At 64.6% G+C, this 18,071-nt stretch carries 17 protein-coding genes; 1 reads left to right on the top strand and 16 read right to left on the bottom strand.

The window, feature by feature from the left end; all coding sequences use genetic code 11:
- The first annotated feature begins 6 nt into the window (after window positions 1-6).
- Window positions 7-693 (top strand): rhomboid family intramembrane serine protease, encoded by a 687-nt coding sequence (locus TK90_RS06125; RefSeq protein WP_012982619.1) that lies wholly within the window; start codon window positions 7-9, stop codon window positions 691-693.
- A 4-nt stretch (window positions 694-697) separates the two neighbouring features.
- Here TK90_RS06125 and galU read toward each other — a convergent pair whose 3' ends face one another.
- The 16 genes from galU to mtnA all read right to left on the bottom strand — a co-directional run bounded on the left by galU (window position 698) and on the right by mtnA (window position 18,065).
- A complete protein-coding gene (gene galU, locus TK90_RS06120; RefSeq protein ID WP_012982618.1) occupies window positions 698-1,588 on the bottom strand; it encodes a UTP--glucose-1-phosphate uridylyltransferase GalU in 891 nt (296 codons plus the stop codon).
- 55 nt (window positions 1,589-1,643) lie between these two features.
- Window positions 1,644-1,928, bottom strand: coding sequence for a ComEA family DNA-binding protein (locus TK90_RS06115; RefSeq protein ID WP_012982617.1), 285 nt, complete (start codon window positions 1,926-1,928; stop codon window positions 1,644-1,646).
- Between the two features lie 63 nt (window positions 1,929-1,991).
- Complete coding sequence (pyrF, locus tag TK90_RS06110; RefSeq protein WP_012982616.1) at window positions 1,992-2,723, bottom strand: orotidine-5'-phosphate decarboxylase; 732 nt, start codon at window positions 2,721-2,723, stop codon at window positions 1,992-1,994.
- A gap of 23 nt (window positions 2,724-2,746) precedes the next feature.
- Window positions 2,747-3,973, bottom strand: a complete 1,227-nt coding sequence (locus tag TK90_RS06105) for a tetratricopeptide repeat protein (RefSeq protein WP_012982615.1) — start codon at window positions 3,971-3,973, stop codon at window positions 2,747-2,749.
- 326 nt (window positions 3,974-4,299) lie between these two features.
- Complete coding sequence (locus tag TK90_RS06100) at window positions 4,300-4,617, bottom strand: lipopolysaccharide assembly protein LapA domain-containing protein (RefSeq protein WP_012982613.1); 318 nt, start codon at window positions 4,615-4,617, stop codon at window positions 4,300-4,302.
- Window positions 4,618-4,622: 5 nt separating this feature from the next.
- Window positions 4,623-4,979 carry an integration host factor subunit beta gene (locus TK90_RS06095; protein ID WP_255349327.1) on the bottom strand — a complete coding sequence of 119 codons (357 nt, stop codon included), beginning with the start codon at window positions 4,977-4,979 and terminating at the stop codon, window positions 4,623-4,625.
- Between the two features lie 39 nt (window positions 4,980-5,018).
- Window positions 5,019-6,689: a 30S ribosomal protein S1 gene (rpsA, locus tag TK90_RS06090; RefSeq protein WP_012982611.1), complete on the bottom strand. Its 1,671-nt coding sequence runs from the start codon at window positions 6,687-6,689 to the stop codon at window positions 5,019-5,021.
- A gap of 82 nt (window positions 6,690-6,771) precedes the next feature.
- The gene (gene cmk, locus TK90_RS06085; protein ID WP_012982610.1) at window positions 6,772-7,479 is read right to left on the bottom strand and encodes a (d)CMP kinase; all 708 of its coding nucleotides are present in this window, start codon (window positions 7,477-7,479) and stop codon (window positions 6,772-6,774) included.
- The gene (gene aroA / locus TK90_RS06080; RefSeq protein ID WP_012982609.1) at window positions 7,476-8,780 is read right to left on the bottom strand and encodes a 3-phosphoshikimate 1-carboxyvinyltransferase; all 1,305 of its coding nucleotides are present in this window, start codon (window positions 8,778-8,780) and stop codon (window positions 7,476-7,478) included. Before aroA ends, cmk begins: the two co-directional genes overlap by 4 nt.
- Window positions 8,781-8,783: 3 nt before the next feature.
- Window positions 8,784-9,665, bottom strand: coding sequence for a prephenate dehydrogenase/arogenate dehydrogenase family protein (locus TK90_RS06075; protein ID WP_012982608.1), 882 nt, complete (start codon window positions 9,663-9,665; stop codon window positions 8,784-8,786).
- Entirely contained in the window at window positions 9,662-10,819 is a 1,158-nt protein-coding gene (gene hisC, locus TK90_RS06070) for a histidinol-phosphate transaminase (protein ID WP_012982607.1), read from the bottom strand. Before hisC ends, TK90_RS06075 begins: the two co-directional genes overlap by 4 nt.
- Window positions 10,820-10,831: 12 nt before the next feature.
- Window positions 10,832-11,890, bottom strand: a complete 1,059-nt coding sequence (pheA, locus tag TK90_RS06065; protein ID WP_020146707.1) for a prephenate dehydratase — start codon at window positions 11,888-11,890, stop codon at window positions 10,832-10,834.
- Between the two features lie 60 nt (window positions 11,891-11,950).
- Complete coding sequence (locus TK90_RS06060; RefSeq protein ID WP_012982605.1) at window positions 11,951-13,114, bottom strand: 3-phosphoglycerate dehydrogenase family protein; 1,164 nt, start codon at window positions 13,112-13,114, stop codon at window positions 11,951-11,953.
- Window positions 13,115-13,152: 38 nt separating this feature from the next.
- Entirely contained in the window at window positions 13,153-14,238 is a 1,086-nt protein-coding gene (serC, locus tag TK90_RS06055; RefSeq protein ID WP_012982604.1) for a 3-phosphoserine/phosphohydroxythreonine transaminase, read from the bottom strand.
- Window positions 14,235-16,847, bottom strand: coding sequence for a DNA gyrase subunit A (gyrA, locus tag TK90_RS06050; RefSeq protein WP_012982603.1), 2,613 nt, complete (start codon window positions 16,845-16,847; stop codon window positions 14,235-14,237). The genes serC and gyrA overlap by 4 nt, the downstream gene beginning before the upstream one ends.
- Before the next feature lie 141 nt (window positions 16,848-16,988).
- Window positions 16,989-18,065 (bottom strand): S-methyl-5-thioribose-1-phosphate isomerase, encoded by a 1,077-nt coding sequence (gene mtnA / locus TK90_RS06045; protein WP_012982602.1) that lies wholly within the window; start codon window positions 18,063-18,065, stop codon window positions 16,989-16,991.
- Window positions 18,066-18,071 lie beyond the last annotated feature (6 nt).

Raw genomic sequence — 18,071 nt, 5'->3', positions numbered from 1 at the left:
GCCCCGATGACGCACCCGGACCCGCGCCACCCCGATTTCAGCATGATGCCACCGGTGATCGGCTTTTTGCTGATCACCAACGTGGCGCTCTTTCTTGCCCTGCCCTGGCTGGGCGACTGGCTGATGACCCATTTCGCCCTGTGGCCCATCGGAACGCCATCGATGATCCTGCAGGACGGGCAATGGCTACGTGTGCCGGACTTCCAGCTCTGGCAGCTGTTGACCTACGGGTTCCTGCACGGAGGCCTCGTTCACCTCTCGGTGAACATGTTTGCCGTCTGGATGCTGGGAGTGCAGATCGAGAACGCCTGGGGCTCCAGGACCTTCGCCCTGTACTTCCTCATCTGCGTGATCGGCGCAGGGCTGGTACAGCTTATGGTCACCGCCTATGGCGACAATGGGATGGTCTATCCCACTGTTGGGGCATCCGGCGGCGTGTTCGGGGTCTTGCTGGCGTTCGGGATGATGTTCCCCAACCAGCGGCTTTATCTGTTCTTCCTGCCGATCCCCATCAAGGCAAAGTACTTCGTCATCGCCTACGGCGCCCTGGAACTCTACCTGGGGATCTCGGGCACCCTCGCCGGTATTGCGCATTTCGCGCATCTGGGCGGGATGGCGTTCGGCTTCCTCGCCATCCAGTACTGGCGCGGAAGGCTTCCGATACGTCCGCGTCAGCGGAGGTTCTGGTGGTGAGGCTTCAGGAGGTGCTGGCGCGGGATTTCAGATAGGCGCCAAAGTCGTCCTTCAGCTCCGGGTGCATCAGCGCGAACTCCACAGTCGCCTCCAGATAACCCAGCTTGCTTCCACAGTCGAAGCGGCGACCTTCGAAATTAAGGGCAGTTACACGCTCTTCCTGAAGTAACTTGGCAATTGCGTCGGTCAGCTGGATTTCGCCCCCAGCACCGGGCTCCTGCTCGGCCAACAGCTCGAAGATGCGCGGGGTCAGGATATAGCGGCCCACGACCGCGACATTGGAGGGTGCGTCCGCCGGCTGCGGCTTCTCCACAATCCCGCGTACGTCCCAGGTGCGCGGGCCCGTTTGCACCGGATCAATGATGCCGTACTGATGGGTGCGGTCCGCCGGCACCTCTTCCACGCCCAGCACGCTGCATCCATGCTGGTTAAAGGCCTCGACCATCTGCTTCGTGGCACCGCCCTGCTCTTCTTCGATCAGGTCATCGGCCAGGATCACCGCAAAGGGCTCGTTGCGTACCACCGGCCGCGCGCAGGCTACCGCATGTCCCAGACCCAGTGCCTCGGCCTGACGCACGTACACACAGGTCACGTTGGACGGCACGATATTGCGCACCTTCTCCAGCATCTCCGTCTTGCCGCGCTCTTCCAGCTCCGTTTCAAGCTCGTAGGCCTTGTCGAAGTGATCGGGGATGGAACGCTTGTTGCGACCGGTCACGAACACCAGGGTCTCGATACCCGCACGCACGGCCTCCTCGGCCGCGTACTGAATAAGCGGCTTGTCGACAATGGGGAGCATCTCTTTGGGGTTGGCCTTGGTGGCCGGAAGAAAGCGGGTGCCCATGCCCGCGACAGGAAAAACAGCGGTACGGATCGGTGGCGTATTCGGGTTCATCCTGACTCCAGGTGGGAAAAGACGACGGGGATCGGCCCCGTCGTCCTCGATCGGGCTACTCGACCTCGATACGGTCGAGATTCATCTCCACCGTGCGCTCGCCGACGCCGGATACGTCCGTCAGCGCCTGCACCGAGGCAAACGGACCGTGGGCCTCGCGATGCTCGACGATCGCCTCGGCCTTGACCTGGCCGATGTTGTCCAGCGTCGCGAGTTCATCCGCCGATGCCGAGTTCACATTCACCGGCGTCTGCCCGCCTGATGCCGTAACCAGCGCCAGCGGCAGCACGCACAAGGCGGCGAAGAACCAGCATTTCACACAGTAGATGGCATTTTTCATGTTAACTGCTCCATGTTGAGTGATAACCGGCGCAACCCTTGCGCCAAGGTCATCCTAACGGGATCAGCGGCTCTGGAAAACCCTCTCCAGGCGATGTGCGAAATCGGTCGCAGCGGCCGCCGGATCGACCGCCCGGGTAATGGGTCGCCCCACCACAATGGCGCTGGCACCGGCCTTGATCGCGTTCTCCGGTGTCATCACCCTGCGCTGATCGTCTCCTTCGGCCTCCGGAAGCCGGATTCCGGGGGTCACCAGCATCGGGCCAGAGCCCAGCTCCTCACGCAGCAGGCTTGCCTCCTGCGCAGAACACACCAGCCCCTCCAGCCCAGCCCGCGCGATGGCCAGATTGCCCAGCAGGCGCACCTGGGCCTCCGGGCTGCGCTGAACGCCAATCTCGCGCAGCGTGTGTGCGTCGCTGGAGGTCAGAACCGTAACCGCCAGAACGGCGGTGTGATCATTGACCTCGCGGACCGCTTCGTGCGCCGCCTGCATCATCTGCAAGCCACCACTGGCGTGCACATTTACCAGCCATACGCCGGTTCGCGCCGCTGCCCTGCAGGCGGCGGCCACTGTGTTGGGGATATCGTGAAACTTGAGATCGAGGAATACCCGAAAGCCGAGATCGTGCAGTCTGCCCAATAAATCGGGCCCGGCCACGACAAACAACTCGAACCCGACCTTCAGGGCGCACAATGACGGATCGAGACGCTGCGCCAGCTGGATGGCACCGTCGGCATCGGCAAAGTCGAGTGCCACGATCAGACGCGGGGCTGGGGACTGAACGACTGCTCGCATGGCTCTTCCTGATTAAATGGGTTTCAGCGCGTCCCTTCGCGGACCAGCGCATCTTCAGCCTCCTCGGTAGAGGCATCGAGTTCAAAATCCAGCCCCCGCAGGGTATCCCATCGGCGACAGCTCGGACATTGCCAGACGTGCGCTCGACCCTGGTAGCCACAGTTCATGCACTGGTACAGATGCTGGCTTCCGAGCTGATCCGAAAGCGCTTTCTCGAACGCGGCGAACTCCACACTGTATTCCTGCACCGCGGGGAGAATCTTCATCCAGCGCACGGCCTCGAGCAAGCCCGATGTCGGCACCGGGCGTTGCGAAAGGATCATCCCGAGTTCGGAGAGTGCGGCATCCAGCCGCCCGGTGCGACGGTACAACCGCATCAGTGCGATCCGCGCCACGGTGATACCGCGGCTGTTCGCCAGATCTTCCAGGGTTTGCTCCAGCTGCCCCAGGCGGTTCTCACCTGGCAGTGCCTGGTGCAACCGCTCGAGGCGCGGCACGACCAGGGGTGCCAGCGGTGGCGTACGGGCCACGGCCTCACGGCCGCATGCAATCGCATCGGCGATGCGGTCTTCGCGTTCCGCGATCTCGGACTTGATCAGCAGCGCGCGCGACAGCCCAGGGACCAGCCCCTCTGCTTGTGCCGCTCGCTCGGCGGAGGTTGAGCGGTCACCTTGCTCCAGCGCAATAGTCGCCAACTCACAGTGATAATGCGCGATTCGAAGATGTTCATTCGGCACGTTATGCGCTTTCAGTCGTGTGCCGACCTCGATCGCGCGCTCCCATTCACGCTGGGTTTCATAGACATGCTGCAGGCCCTTCAGCGCCTGCACCGCCTGATGCGGCGAGTCCGCAAGCTCGCGGAAGACCGCCTCGGCCCGATCGAGAACGCCGGCTAGCAGAAAGTCCTGCCCGAGCTCGTTCAGCGCCTGGGCCCGCTGCTCGTCCTTCAGAGAAGGACGCGCCACCAGGTTCTGATGGATCCGGATCGCCCGATCGACCTCGCCTCGACGCCGGAACAGGCGTCCAAGAATCACATGGGTCTCAAAGGTTTCGTGGTCGACCTCCACCATCTCGATGAAGGCCTGCAAGGCATCATCGGTACGGTCGTCCAGCAGATATCGGACGCCCTCAAGGTAACGGTGAAGGGAAGGTTCCTGGTCCCCTGGGTCTTCCGGGTGGACGCGACGGGCTACCCACCAGCCGCTTGCCGCCGCCACGGGCAGCAAGAGCCAGAACCAGTCGTTGATCACGTGACGCTCCCGGACTCGGACAGCGACCCCAGCTTTCGGGCCGGGCCACAGGGCCGAGCGAACGCTGCGAGGCATACCCGTTTCCACACCCTGCAACATGACCCACGAGAAGGGCCTGGCCAACCAATCTTGTTACATCGGGTGATCAATAAACGAGCGTTCACGGGAGAGGAAACGAGCCATCCCAACCATATGGTCGATCGATTCTCGGACGTAGCGGAAGACATGGCGCGTCGTTTGTGCCTCAAGGCTAGCCTTCACCGGCTGCACTGTGCGCGTGGGCGAAATGGACTCCAGCGCGGGCATGCACAGTGATCCGCATTGCACTAATAAAAATCCCGCATCGGGGCCGTTCGCATCTGCTCGACCTCGGTCTTCAATGCGCGATTCTCCGCGCGCAGGTCCGCCACCTTCTGGTTCAGTCGGCGGATACGGAGAAGCAGAATGGCGGCCGTGACGACCACACCCACGAGCGCGGAAATGCCCAGCAGGACTACCAGGGGCGCTTGCACGTCTACCCATGGCAGGCTCAGGGTGACCTGGCCCTCGTTGAACACCACAAGAATACCGATCGCCGAAGAGATCAGGATCAGCAAGGCAAACGCGACTGCGTTGCGGACCTGCTGGCGCCGTCGATCGGACATGCCGATTACTCGTCGACAACCGCGGGGCTATTGACCCGCTCGCGCAGTTCCTTGCCGGGTTTGAAATGCGGGACATGCTTGCCCGGCAGTGCCACCCCTTCCCCGGTCTTGGGATTGCGTCCAAGACGCGGCGGGCGGAAATGCAGGGAGAAGCTGCCGAAGCCACGAATCTCGACTCGCTGACCATGCGCCAGGGCCTGACTCATCCGTTCCAGCAACGCCTTCACGCACATCTCGACATCCCGTGCGGGCAGGTGAGGCGATTTCTGGGCGAGGCTTTCGATCAATTCCGATTTGGTCATCTGACGCTCGTCACAGACAGAAGAAAGAGATCCGCAGTGTGCGGATAAAAAACAGTCCACGGCATCCGTACGGACACCGTGGACTTTATTGTGACGGACTTAGTCGTTCTTGCCCATCTGTTCCTTCAGCAGATCGCCAAGGGAGGTCGTCGCACTACCGCTCGCGGAGTAGTCGGAGACCATCTCGGCCTCTTCGGCGCGGTCCTTGGCCTTGATCGACAGGCTGATCGCACGGGTCTTCTTGTCCACACCCATGAACTTGGCCTCGACCTCTTCGCCAACGTTCAGCACGGTCCGCGCATCTTCCACACGGTCCTGGGAGATATCGGCCGCACGCAGGATGCCGTCGATACCGTCAGCCAGCTCGATCACGGCCGCCTTGGCGTCCACTTCCTTGACCGTACCCTTCACGATGCTGCCCTTGGTGTGCTCGGCCACGAAGTTGGAGAACGGATCGCGGTCCAGCTGCTTCAGACCCAGGGAGATACGCTCGCGCTCCGGATCCACCGACAGCACCACGGCCTCGACTTCGTCGCCCTTCTTGAAGTTGCGGATCGCCTCTTCACCGGCCTCGTGCCAGGACAGGTCGGACAGGTGGATCAGGCCGTCGATGCCGCCATCCAGACCGACGAACACACCGAAGTCGGTGATCGACTTGATCTGGCCACGGACCTTCTCGCCACGATTGTGGTTGGCGGCGAAGTCGTCCCACGGGTTGGACTGGCACTGCTTCATGCCCAGCGAGATGCGGCGGCGCTCTTCGTCCAGGTCCAGGATCATCACCTCGACCTCGTCGCCGATGGCCACGACCTTGCCCGGATTGACGTTCTTGTTGGTCCAGTCCATCTCGGACACGTGCACCAGGCCTTCCACGCCGTCTTCGATTTCCACGAAGCAGCCGTAGTCGGTAATGTTGGTGACCTTGCCGAAGATGCGGGTGCCGGTCGGGTAACGGCGGGTGATGTTCTCCCACGGATCCTCGCCCAGCTGCTTCAGGCCCAGCGAGACGCGCATGCGTTCGCGGTCGAACTTCAGCACCTTGACTTCGACTTCCTGGCCGATCTCGACCACGTCGGAGGGGTGCTTCACGCGCTTCCAGGCCATGTCGGTGATATGCAGCAGGCCGTCGATGCCGCCCAGATCCAGGAACGCACCGTAGTCGGTCAGGTTCTTCACGATGCCCTTCACGACCGCGCCTTCCTGCAGGTTCTTCAGCAGTTCTTCGCGCTCGGCGCTGTATTCCTGCTCGACCACGGCGCGGCGCGATACGACCACGTTATTGCGGCGGCGATCCAGCTTGATGAGCTTGAATTCCAGTTCCTTGCCTTCCAGGTACGCGGTATCGCGCACCGGACGTACATCCACGAGTGAACCGGGCAGGAACGCACGGATGTCTCCCAGCTCGACGGTGTACCCGCCCTTGACCTTGCCGGAGATCTTGCCGGTGACGTACTGCTCTTCTTCCATCGCACCTTCAAGACGATCCCAGGCCTTGGCCCGCTTGGCCTTCTCGCGCGACATGCGCGTCTCGCCGAAACCGTCTTCGGGGGTTTCGAGGGCCACTTCGACGACATCGCCGACCTTGACCTCGAGCTCGCCCTCGTCGTTCATGAACTGCTCGGTGGGGATGACCCCCTCGGACTTCAGGCCGGCATTGACCACGACCACATCCGGGGTGACCTCAATGACGGTGGCACTGAGGATGGCACCCGGCTGCATCTGGGTGTAGGCCATGCTCTCTTCGAGCAGTTGCGCGAAACTTTCACTCATGGATTTAAAAACCTGTGATTAAACAAACTCTTGAAGAAACTTCCTACAAGAGGGTTTGAACGTTAATGTACCCGCTTCGAGGCTATCCCTCGATTCGGGGGCTTTGTTCCGGGAGTACGTCCCGGAGGCGCTCCAGGATCATGTCCACCACGCTGACGATGTCGAGTTCCGTGGTATCCAGCACCCAGGCATCTTCGGCGGGCTTGAGGGGAGCCACGCTACGCTCGCGGTCACGGCGGTCGCGCGCCTCCATCTCATCCTGAAGGGCGGAAAGATTAGCACTAAGTCCTTGTTCCTTCAACTGCATGTAACGCCTGCGCGCCCGCTCCTCCGCCGAGGCCGTCAGGAAGATCTTGAGGTCCGCATCCGGGAACACCACGGTGCCCATGTCGCGCCCGTCCGCGACCAGCCCCGGGGCCTGAGCAAACCATCGCTGGCGATCGAGCAATGCCTCGCGTACAGCGGGCAGCGCGGCGACCTGCGAGGCATCGGAACCCGCCTGTTCGGTGCGCAGGAGCACGTCCACCGGCTGGCCCTCAAGCAGGGTCGTTACCCTTGCCGCATCGCCGTCGATCTCGAAGCTGACGTCCAGTGCGCCGGCCAGGCGTTCGAGTCCTTCGATATCGGTCAGCTCCACCCCATGCTGGCGCGCCGCAAGGCCCAGCAGTCGGTACAGGGCCCCACTGTCGAGCAGGTGCCAGCCCATCGCCGCGGCGACGCGCATGCACACCGTCCCCTTTCCGGCACCACCCGGGCCGTCAATGGCGAGCACCGGGATCGCCGCCGTCATGCCGCCTCCAGCGACAGACCGGCATTACGGGCAAGGTCCACGAAACCCGGGAACGATGTCGCCACATTGGCGCAGTCACGAATGCGAATCGGGCCACTGGCCCGCAGCCCGGCCATCGCGAACGACATCGCGATACGGTGGTCGCCATGGCTGTCGATCTCTCCGCCGGCGAAACCCTCGCCGCCCAGAATGCGAATACCATCGCGCTGCACCGAGCACTGCACACCCAGCGCCTGAAGCCCATCGGCCATCACCTGAATGCGATCGCTCTCCTTGACCCGCAGTTCTTCCGCGCCCGTCAGGACCGTCTCGCCCTCGGCGCAGGCCGCGGCGACAAAGATGGCCGGGAATTCGTCGATCGCCAGCGGCACCAGCTCGGTCGGGATTTCGATCCCCTTCAGGCGCGTGGCATGTACCTCGATGTCGGCCACCGGCTCGCCGCCGGCTTCGCGTTCGTTCTCCACGCGGATATCCGCGCCCATCAGGCGCAGGATGTCGATCACACCGGTCCGGGTCGGATTGATGCCGACGTGTTCCAGGCGCATCTGCGAGCCCGTCGCGATGCTGGCGCCCACCAGGAAGAACGCGGCCGAGGAAATGTCCGCCGGGACATCCACCGAACTGGCCTGCAGGCGCCCGCCACCGGTCACACAGGCCTTGGGACCATCCCGGGTAACGACGCAGCCGAAGCCATTCAGCATCCGCTCGGTGTGGTCCCGGGTGGGCGCGGGCTCGGTCACACAGGTTTTCCCGTCTGCCCACAATCCCGCGAGCAGGATCGCGGACTTGACCTGTGCGCTGGCCACCTGCAGCACATGATCGGTGCCCCGCAGGGGTGCGCCGCCACGGATGCGCAAAGGCGGCGTACCGGCCTCACTGGTCTCGATCTGTGCACCCATGAGCGCCAGGGGCTCGGTGACCCGGCGCATGGGGCGACGCGTCAGGGATTCATCGCCGATGAGCTCGCTATCGAACGACTGCCCGGCGAGCACCCCGCAGAGCAGCCGCATGGCGGTCCCCGAGTTACCCATGTCCAGCGGGCGATCCGGGGCCTGCAGGCCCTGCAGGCCCCGGCCCTGGATCACGACCTCGCCTGGCCCTTTGCGCTCGATCGGCACACCCATCGCGCGAAAGGCCTCCAGCGTCGCCAGGCAATCGGCCCCTTCGAGAAAGCCGGTGACACGCGTCTCGCCCTCGGCCAGCGCACCCAGCATGATCGAGCGATGGGAAATGGATTTGTCGCCCGGCACACGGGCGACACCGGAGAGCGTGCCCCCCGGCTGTACGGTAAAGGTGTTCATCTGTCAGGTATCCAGTTGTGCATCCGCCGGGTCACAAAAACGATCCCGGGTTTCCTTTGCGTGCCGAAAGCGCGTCTCGATCGCGGGCCCGTCCGCCGATTCGATCATCCCGCGTAACTGCTCCAGGTCACCCTGGTAGCGTTCGATCACCTCGAGGATGGCCGTGCGGTTGGCCAGGCAGATATCGCGCCAGACCACCGGGTCCGACGAGGCAATGCGGGTGAAATCGCGAAAGCCGCCCGCCGCATAATGAAAGATCTCGTCGCGCTCGCTCATGTCCGACAGTGACGCCACCAGCGTGTAGGCCAGCACGTGAGGCAGATGGCTCGTCGCCGCGAGCACCCGGTCGTGGTGGGCGGGTGTCATGAATTCCACCCGCGCACCAGTCGCCTGCCACATCTGTGCAATGCGATCGCTGGCCATCGGGTTGGTCGCATCCGCCGGGGTCAGGATCACCAGCCGGTCCCGAAAGAGGCTGGGGAATGCCGCCGCCACCCCGCTCTTCTCGGTCCCGGCAATGGGGTGACCGGGCACAAACTGGCGCGGCGTGGTGCCAAAGCCCTCGGTCACCGCGTCGATCACGGCCTGCTTGCTCGAGCCGACGTCCGTCAACGGGCTGTCGTCCGGCCAGCAGCCGGCCAGGTCGCGTGCCAGCGGGCCCATTGCCCCCAGCGGCACTGCCAGTACGCCGATATCCGCCCCTTCCGCGGCCTCCGCCACCGAGGTCGTCCAGCGGTCGATCACGCCCAGACGCTCGGCCTCGCGCAGGTTGTCCGCATTGCGCGAACAGCCCACGATCTCGCGTACCGCTCCCGCCTCGCGCAAGGCGAGCGCGAGCGAGCCACCAATCAGGCCAACCCCAAAGATGACCAGCCGCTCGATCATGCCAGGGCTCGATCCAGTGCCTGCAGGAAGCGTTCGTTGTCCTCGGCCGTGGAGACCGTCACCCGCAGATGCCCGGGCAGCCCGTAGTTCTCCACGGGGCGCGTAATCACGCCTTCGTGTTGCAGCGCCTCGTACACCGGCCCCGCATCACGCCCGGTGTCGAAGGTGATGAAGTTGCCTACAGACGGGATCGCGCGCAGCCCCCGCTCGCGCAGCCCCTCGCCCAGCTGCAGCAGGCCCTCGCGATTGACGCGCACCGAACGTTCGATATGGGCGGAGTCCCCCAGCGCGGCGAGGCCCGCAGCCTGTGCCACGGCATTAACATTGAACGGCTGGCGCACGCGATTGAGCAGTTCCGCGACCGCGGGTGAGCTGATGGAGTACCCCAGGCGCAGGCCGGCAAGGCCCTGAATCTTGGAAAACGTGCGGGTCACGATCAGATTCGGGTAGCGCGCGACCCACTGGGTGGTGTCGGGATAGTCTTCCTGTTCAACGTATTCCGCATACGCCTCGTCGATCACCACCAGCGTGGTGGCCGGCATCGCCGCCACAAAGGCCTCGAGCGCCGCGCGCCCGACCCAGGTCCCGGTCGGGTTGTTCGGATTGGCCACGAACACCACCCGCACGGCGTCATCCACGGCTTTCTCCATCGCCGCCAGATCATGCCCGTAGGGCTGTTCCAGGTCGGTCGCAGGCAGCGCTTCGACCACCCGTGCCTCGGCCCCCACCGCCTGGGTAACCAGCGGATATACCGCAAAGGCATGAGCCGAAAAAACCGAGGTACGACCGGGCGCCAGCCACGCCCGCGCAATCAGCTCCAGGATCTCGTTGGACCCATTGCCGAGGGTAATGGCATCCGGATCGACACCATGCCGAGTGGCTAGCGCGGCCTTGAGTTCGAAGCCTGCCCCATCGGGATAGATGTGGGCCTCGCTCATCGCCGCGCGCGCGGCCTCCACCGCCTGGGGCGAGGGCCCCAGCGGATTCTCGTTGGAGGCCATCTTGATCGCCTGCTGAATACCCAGCTCCCGCTCGAGCGCCGCGATCGGCTTGCCGGGCTGATAGGGCGTCAGGCCCCGAACGCCATCCACGACAAGCGCGGCGGCATCAAAGCCACCCGGGTTCATATCGGACGCGGGGTTGCGTGAAGCCATGGAATGTCTCGGTTAGGTAGCGGCCTGGGGGTAGCTCCCCAGCACCTTGACGGTATCGGCGGTCTGGCGCAGCTGTTCCAGACAATCCTGGATTGCCGGATCCTTCTGGTGGCCCACCAGATCCAGGAAAAACACATAGGTCCACTGGGTGCAGCGCGAGGGCCGCGACTCGATCCGGGTCAGGCTGATGCCGGCCTCTGCGATCGGCTTGAGCAGTGCATACAGCGACCCTGGCCGGTTCGCGGTACTAAGCATGATTGAAGTCCGGTCCGCACCACTCGGCTCGGTGGACGCGGTGCCAATAATCAGGAAGCGCGTGGTGTTGTCCGCGCGATCCTCGACATGCTGCACCCGCAGTGGAACACCATAGTGCTCGGCGGCCACGCGGCTGGCGATCGCCGCGCTTTCCGGATCTTTCGCCGCGACCTCCGCCGCCCGCGCGTTGGAGGACACCGCCTCGCGCTCCGCGTGTGGGAGGTGGGTGTCCAGCCACTGCCGACACTGGGCCAGTGCCTGGGCGTGCGCGCGGACACGGCGAACCTGGCTCAGGTCTTCGGCCTGCGCCAGAAGATGATGATGGATCGGCGTCACGACCTCGCCGCAGATCTGCAGCGGCGAATCGAGGAAACAGTCCACGGTATGCGTGACCACGCCCTCGGAGCTGTTCTCGATCGGCACTACACCGAACTGCGCCCGCCCGGCTTCCACCGCGCCAAACACCTGATCGATCGAGGTCAGCGGGGTGGTCTCCACCGCATGACCAAAGTGCTTGCGTGCCGCCAGGTGGGTAAACGTACCCTCGGGGCCCAGATAGGCGACCGTCAGCGGGTGCTCGAGCGCCAGACACTCGGACATGATCTCCCGGAACAGCCGGACCACGGCCTCGCCGGACAAGGGCCCGGGATTTTCCTCGCGCACGCGCCGCAGGATCTCGGCCTCGCGCTCCGGCCGGTAGAAGACCGGATTCGGCTCGAAGTCGCGCTTGACCCGCGCGACCGCCTCGGCGCAGCGTGCACGCTCGCTGAGAAGCTCCAGCAACTGCCCGTCCAGCGCGTCGATGCGGTTGCGCAAGGACCCGAGGTCTTCCGGCCCCGTAGCGGCTTTCGGCGATGGCCCCTTCTTCGTCACGATCTACAGCACCCGTGCGCGCAGCACGCCATCAATCTGCAGCAACGCATCCAGCGTAGACGGGTCGGGCTTGCCGTCCACGTCCAAAAGCGTATACGCGAGATCCCCACGGGAATCGTTCATCAGGTGCAGGATGTTCAGGTTGGATTCGCCCAGGACATGCGAGATGCGCGCCACGCGATCCGGGAGATTGCGGTTGACCACCGCGATGCGGGTGTCGCCCTTGCGGTCCAGCACCAGGGTCGGCAGGTTCACCGAATTGACCACATTGCCGTTCTCGAGATAGTCGCGCAGCTCGTCGGCGATCATCACCGCGCAGTTCTCTTCCGACTCGGTCGTCGAAGCCCCCAGGTGCGGCAGCGTGATGACCCGCGGGTGGCCCAGCATGTTGGGCACCGGGAAGTCGGTAATGTAGGCGTGCAGCCGCTCGGCATCGAGCCCTTCGCGCACGGCCTCGTCATCGACGATGCCCTCGCGCGCCAGGTTCAGCACCATCGCGCCTGGATTCATACCAGCCAGCCCCTTGGCATTGACGATATGGCGAGTGTTCTCGGTCAGCGGTACATGTACCGTCACCGCGTCGGCACCCTCCAGGGCAGCTTCCACGGAGCGCGCCCGCTCGATGTCCGAATCGAGGCGCCAGGCATTCTCGACCGTGACCTTGGGGTCGAAACCCACGACTTCCATGCCGAGGGCCTTGGCCGCATTGGCCACGCCGACACCGATGGCGCCCAGTCCCAGCACGGCGAGCTTGCGCCCGGGCAGTTCGAAGCCCGTGAACCGCTTCTTGCCGTGTTCGACCGCGGCCATGAAGTCGTCCTTGCTCGGGTCCAGCTCCTGCACATAGCCGGCCGCCGGGAGCAGATTGCGCGCGCCCAGCAGCAGGCCGGCGATCACCAGCTCCTTGACCGCATTGGCGTTGGCCCCGGGCGCGTTGAATACCGCAACCCCACGGTCCGACAGCGCCGTGACCGGGATATTGTTCACCCCGCTGCCAGCCCGCCCGACGGCCAGCACGGACTCCGGGATATCGACATCGTGCAGATTAAACGAGCGCAGCATCAGCGCGTCGGGCTGATTGATGTCCGAGGCGACCTCGTAACGGTCCCGCGGGAAGCGATCCAGCCCGCGTATGGCGATATTGTTGTAGGTCTGTATGCGGTACATCCGGGTCCTCCGTGATCGGTTACCCCAGGGGGACACGCTCAGGCGTGGCGGTTCTCGAAGTCCGCCATGAACTCGATCAGCGCGTCCACAGCACTCTCCGGCACGGCGTTGTAGATGCTAGCGCGCATACCGCCCACCGAACGATGCCCTTTCAGCGACGACAGCCCGGCGGCATCGGCCTCGTTCAGGAACGTACCATCCAGCGAGTCGTCCGCGAGGATAAACGGCACGTTCATCCACGAACGCGCATCCGGCTCGACCGGGTTGCGATAAAACGCCGAGTTATCCACGAAATGATAGAGTTTCTCGGCCTTGCGCTGGTTGATCTCGGCCATCTTGTCCAGCCCGCCCTGCTCCAGAAGCCACTCGAAGACCAGTCCCGCCAAGTACCAGCCGAAGGTCGGCGGCGTGTTGTACATGGAGTCGTTTTTCGCCTGCAGCGTCCAGTCGACCACCGCCGGCAGATTCGGATTCGACTCTTTGTCCAGCAGGTCATTGCGAACAATCACCACGGTCAGCCCGGCGGGCCCGATGTTCTTCTGCGCGCCCGCGTAGATCACGCCAAATTTCGACACGTCGATCGGGCGCGAGAGGATGGTGGAGGACATGTCCGCCACCAGCGGCTTGCCCCCGACATCCGGGACCTCGTGAAACTCCACGCCACCGATCGTCTCGTTCGGGGTGTAGTGCACGTAGGCGGCATTCGGGTCCAGATTCCAGCTGTCGCGCGCCGGGATCGAGGCGTAGCCACTGGCCTGCGAGCTGGCGACGATATTCACCGGCCCGAACTTCTGGGCTTCCTTGATCGCCTTGCCCGACCAGGCCCCGGTGTCGATGTAGTCCATCGGTTTTCCGCCCGAGTGCAGGTTCATTGGGATCGCCGCAAACTGGCCGGTCGCCCCACCCTGCAGGAACAGCACACTGTAGTTGTCCGGAATGTTCATCAGCTTGCGCAGGTCTTGCTCCGCCTTCTCGGCAACCTGCATGAACGGCTTGCCGCGATGGCTCATCTCCATAACCGACATCCCGGCGCCATGGAAATCGATCAGTTCTTCGCGTGCCCGTTCCAGGACCGCCTGCGGCAGCGCAGCCGGCCCCGCACTGAAGTTATGCACTCGGCTCATTCCGGATCTCCGTTGTCCATGGTGTTCTGCGTGGATTCGTCGTCCTCGCTGTCGCTGTCGTCGTCCAGGTCTTCATCCTCGCCCTGCAGCTTTTCGACCCGGGCCAGTTCCACCAGGCGCTCGCCCTCGTCCAGGCGGATCAGCCGCACACCCTGCGTATTGCGCCCGATCAGCGGGATCTGGTCCACCGGTGTACGCACCAGCGTACCGCCCGTGGTGATCAGCATCGCCTCGTCGTCTTCCAGCACGCGCGCGGCCCCGACCAGTGGCCCGTTGCGCCCCTCGGTTTGGATCCCGATCACGCCCTGGCCGCCACGACGGTGGACCGGGAATTCGTCGAAGCGAGTCCGCTTGCCGTAGCCGTTCTCGGTGGCCAGCAAGGCGGCACCCTCGGCGACATTGAGCAGCGCAATCACGCGATGATCCGATTCCATGCGCACGCCGCGCACACCGCAGGCGGTACGGCCCATCGGCCGCACGTCGTTCTCGGAGAAGCGCACTGCCTTGCCGGCCGTGGTAACGAGCATTACGTCCATCTGGCCATCGGTAAGCGAAACGTCCACCAGGTAATCGTCGTCGCGCAGATCCACCGCGATGATCCCGGTCGAGCGGCGGCGCGAGAAGTCGGTCAGCGGGGTCTTCTTGACCGTTCCGCGCGCGGTCACCATGAACACATAGTGGTCCGGGTCGTACTCGCGCACCGGCAGGATGGCGTTGATTCGCTCGTCCGCTTCCAGCGGCAGCAGATTCACGATCGGCTTGCCACGCGAGGCGCGCGAACCCTGTGGCAGTTCATAGACTTTCAGCCAGTAGACCCGCCCGCGGCTGGAGAAACACAGCACCGTGTCGTGCGTGTTCGCGACCAGCAACCGGTCGACAAAGTCCTCTTCCTTGAAGCTCGCGGCCGCCTTGCCGCGACCGCCTCGGCGTTGCGCGCGGTAGTCGGCCACCGGCTGGTACTTCACATAGCCGGCGTGGGAGAGCGTCACCACGACGTCTTCCTCGCCGATCAGGTCTTCCAGGGTGAGGTTCGCCTGGCGCTCGCGGATCTCGCTACGGCGTTCGTCGCCGAACTGCTCGGCCACGGCCAGCAGTTCGTTGCGGATCTCCTGCTGCAGGCGCTCACCCGAGCCGAGGATGTCGAGCAGGTCCTCGATCAGGTCCAGCAACTCGCGGTATTCGTCGAGGATCTTGTCCTGTTCCAGCCCGGTCAGGCGGTGCAGGCGCAGATCCAGAATCGCCTGCGCCTGGGCCTCGGACAGGCGATAGCCGTCGTCGCCCACGCCGTAGTCCGCTGCCAGATCCTCCGGACGCGAGGCGCTGGCCCCGGCCCGGTCGAGCATGTCGCTGACCACGCCCAGCGGCCAGCTGCGCGCCAGCAGGCCGGCCTTGGCCTCGGCCGGGTTGGGGGCGGCACGGATCAGTTCGATCACCGGGTCGATGTTGGCCAGCGCGATCGCCAGGCCTTCCAGGATATGGGCGCGCTCGCGCGCCTTGCGCAGGTCGAAGATCGTGCGGCGGGTAACCACCTCGCGGCGATGCCGCAGAAAGGACTCCAGCACCTGACGCAGATCCAGCACCTTCGGCTGGCCGTCAACCAGGGCGACGATGTTGATGCCGAAGACGTTCTGCATCTGCGTGTGCATGTACAGGTGGTTCAGGACCACCTCGGCCATCTCGCCGCGCTTGAGCTCGATGACCAGGCGCATGCCGTCCTTGTCCGACTCGTCGCGCAGCTCCGAGATGCCGTCGATGCGCTTTTCCTTGACCAGCTCGGCGATCTTCTCGGTCAGGCGGGCCTTGTTCACCTGGTACGGGAGTTCGGTGACGACGATCGCCTCGCGCTGTCCGCCCTCCAGCGGCTCGACATGCGAGCGCGCCCGGATCAGCACCCGGCCACGACCAGTGCGATAGGCCTCGCGCACGCCTTCCACGCCGTTGATGATCCCGGCCGTCGGGAAATCGGGGCCCGGCACGTGCTCCATCAGACCTTCGATGGAGATCTCCGGGTCATCAATCAGCGCCACACAGGCGTTGATCACCTCGCGCAGGTTGTGCGGCGGGATGTTGGTCGCCATCCCCACCGCGATCCCGGCGGAGCCGTTGACCAGCAGGTTGGGAAACTTGCTCGGCAGTACCGCCGGCTCCGTCTCGGAGCCGTCGTAGTTGTCGATGAAGTCGACGGTTTCCTTGTCGATATCGGCCAGCAGCTCGGCCGCGATGCGCGCCATGCGCACCTCGGTATAACGCATGGCGGCCGGGGAATCACCGTCAATGGAGCCGAAGTTGCCCTGCCCGTCGGCCAGCATGTAGCGCATCGAGAACGGCTGCGCCATGCGCACGATGGCGTCGTAGACGGCGGAGTCACCATGCGGGTGGTATTTACCGATCACGTCACCGACCACGCGCGCCGACTTCTTGTACGGCTTGTTGTAGTCGTTGCCCAGCTCGCGCATCGCGTAGAGCACGCGGCGATGGACCGGCTTGAGGCCGTCACGGACATCGGGGAGGGCCCGGCCCACGATTACGCTCATCGCGTAATCGAGGTAGGACTGCTGCATCTCGTCTTCGAGATTGACCGGGAAGATTTCCTTGGCAAATTCAGCCATCGAGGGTTACGCCGTCCGTCTGAACAAGCTCGCGATCATACCACAGGGGTAACCACTGGGACCTAGCAAATGGGCCTGAAATCGCCCCTCCGTAGCTCTCAGCCGGGGTGCACCACTGTGAAACACCGTGATCCGGCGCTGTCAGCCCTCCACAACAGGCTCTCCAGCGACGGCTTTCCGCCGCAGGGCGGCCAGTTTGTCCCGATCCGGCGCCTCGACCACACCGTGCTCGGTCACGATCGCGTCGACCAGGTGCGCCGGCGTGACGTCGAACGCCGGGTTGTAGGCCCGGGCGCCGTCCGCGGCCACGCGCTTCCCGGCGAGCGCCAAAACCTCGTCTTCGGCGCGCTGCTCGATCGGGATACCCTCCCCGTCCGGCATGTCGAAGTCGATGGTCGACAACGGGGCCGCGACCATAAAGCGCACGCCGTGGGCACGGGCCAGGAGGGCCAGCCCATAGGTGCCGATCTTGTTCGCCACATCGCCGTTCGCCGCAATGCGGTCGGAACCCACGATCACCCAGCCGACGCGTCCGGAACGCAGCAGACTGGCGGCCGCCCCTTCGCACAGCAGCTGTACCGGGATACCGTCATGCACGAGTTCCCAGGCGGTCAGCCGGCTCCCCTGGAGCCACGGGCGTGTCTCGTCGGCAAAGACCTCGGTCACCCGACCCTCGTCCCAGGCCGCGCGAATCACCCCCAGGGCCGTGCCATAGCCCCCGGTGGCCAGCGAACCCGTATTGCAGTGGGTCAGCACCGCATGTCCCGGCTCAATCAAGGAAGCCCCGTGCCGCCCCATGCGACGGTTGCCCGCGATGTCGTCGTCCAGCATCTGCCGGGCCGCGGTCGTAGCCGCCTCAATGGCGGCCTCCGGATCCGGGGCGCCATCGACCTCCCGGGCCATGCGGTCCAGTGCCCAGAACAGATTCACCGCCGTGGGCCGCGAGGCCCGCAGGCGATCCATGTCCGCGGCCACGCGCTCGCGCCAGTCGTCCCGCCCCCGGGCTTTCTGGCAGGCCAGCACGACCCCGAACGCGGCCGTGATCCCGATGGCGGGCGCACCGCGCACGACCATGTCGCGTATCGCGGTCGCCACCTCGCCGGCATCGGTGTAGCACTGGCGCACGGCCTCGCCCGGCAACAGGCGCTGGTCGAGCAGATAGAGGTTGCCGTCTTCAAAGCGAATCGGGCGGATCGTGTCGGAGCGGTGTTCGGTCATGGCGTT

Origin of the sequence: Thioalkalivibrio sp. K90mix (assembly GCF_000025545.1) — a bacterium.
Classification (GTDB): domain Bacteria; phylum Pseudomonadota; class Gammaproteobacteria; order Ectothiorhodospirales; family Ectothiorhodospiraceae; genus Thioalkalivibrio.
This window is presented reverse-complemented; position numbering and strand designations above follow the sequence as displayed.

Coding starts and splice junctions, on each gene's coding strand:
- aroA (WP_012982609.1), bottom strand. CDS start 8,780: ATGAACACCTTTACCGTACAGCCGGGGGGCACGCTCTCCGGTGTCGCC.
- mtnA (WP_012982602.1), bottom strand. CDS start 18,065: ATGACCGAACACCGCTCCGACACGATCCGCCCGATTCGCTTTGAAGAC.
- TK90_RS06115 (WP_012982617.1), bottom strand. CDS start 1,928: ATGAAAAATGCCATCTACTGTGTGAAATGCTGGTTCTTCGCCGCCTTG.
- galU (WP_012982618.1), bottom strand. CDS start 1,588: ATGAACCCGAATACGCCACCGATCCGTACCGCTGTTTTTCCTGTCGCG.
- rpsA (WP_012982611.1), bottom strand. CDS start 6,689: ATGAGTGAAAGTTTCGCGCAACTGCTCGAAGAGAGCATGGCCTACACC.
- gyrA (WP_012982603.1), bottom strand. CDS start 16,847: ATGGCTGAATTTGCCAAGGAAATCTTCCCGGTCAATCTCGAAGACGAG.
- hisC (WP_012982607.1), bottom strand. CDS start 10,819: ATGGCTTCACGCAACCCCGCGTCCGATATGAACCCGGGTGGCTTTGAT.
- TK90_RS06125 (WP_012982619.1), top strand. CDS start 7: ATGACGCACCCGGACCCGCGCCACCCCGATTTCAGCATGATGCCACCG.
- pyrF (WP_012982616.1), bottom strand. CDS start 2,723: ATGCGAGCAGTCGTTCAGTCCCCAGCCCCGCGTCTGATCGTGGCACTC.
- TK90_RS06100 (WP_012982613.1), bottom strand. CDS start 4,617: ATGTCCGATCGACGGCGCCAGCAGGTCCGCAACGCAGTCGCGTTTGCC.
- serC (WP_012982604.1), bottom strand. CDS start 14,238: ATGAGCCGAGTGCATAACTTCAGTGCGGGGCCGGCTGCGCTGCCGCAG.
- cmk (WP_012982610.1), bottom strand. CDS start 7,479: ATGACGGCGGCGATCCCGGTGCTCGCCATTGACGGCCCGGGTGGTGCC.
- TK90_RS06075 (WP_012982608.1), bottom strand. CDS start 9,665: ATGATCGAGCGGCTGGTCATCTTTGGGGTTGGCCTGATTGGTGGCTCG.
- TK90_RS06060 (WP_012982605.1), bottom strand. CDS start 13,114: ATGTACCGCATACAGACCTACAACAATATCGCCATACGCGGGCTGGAT.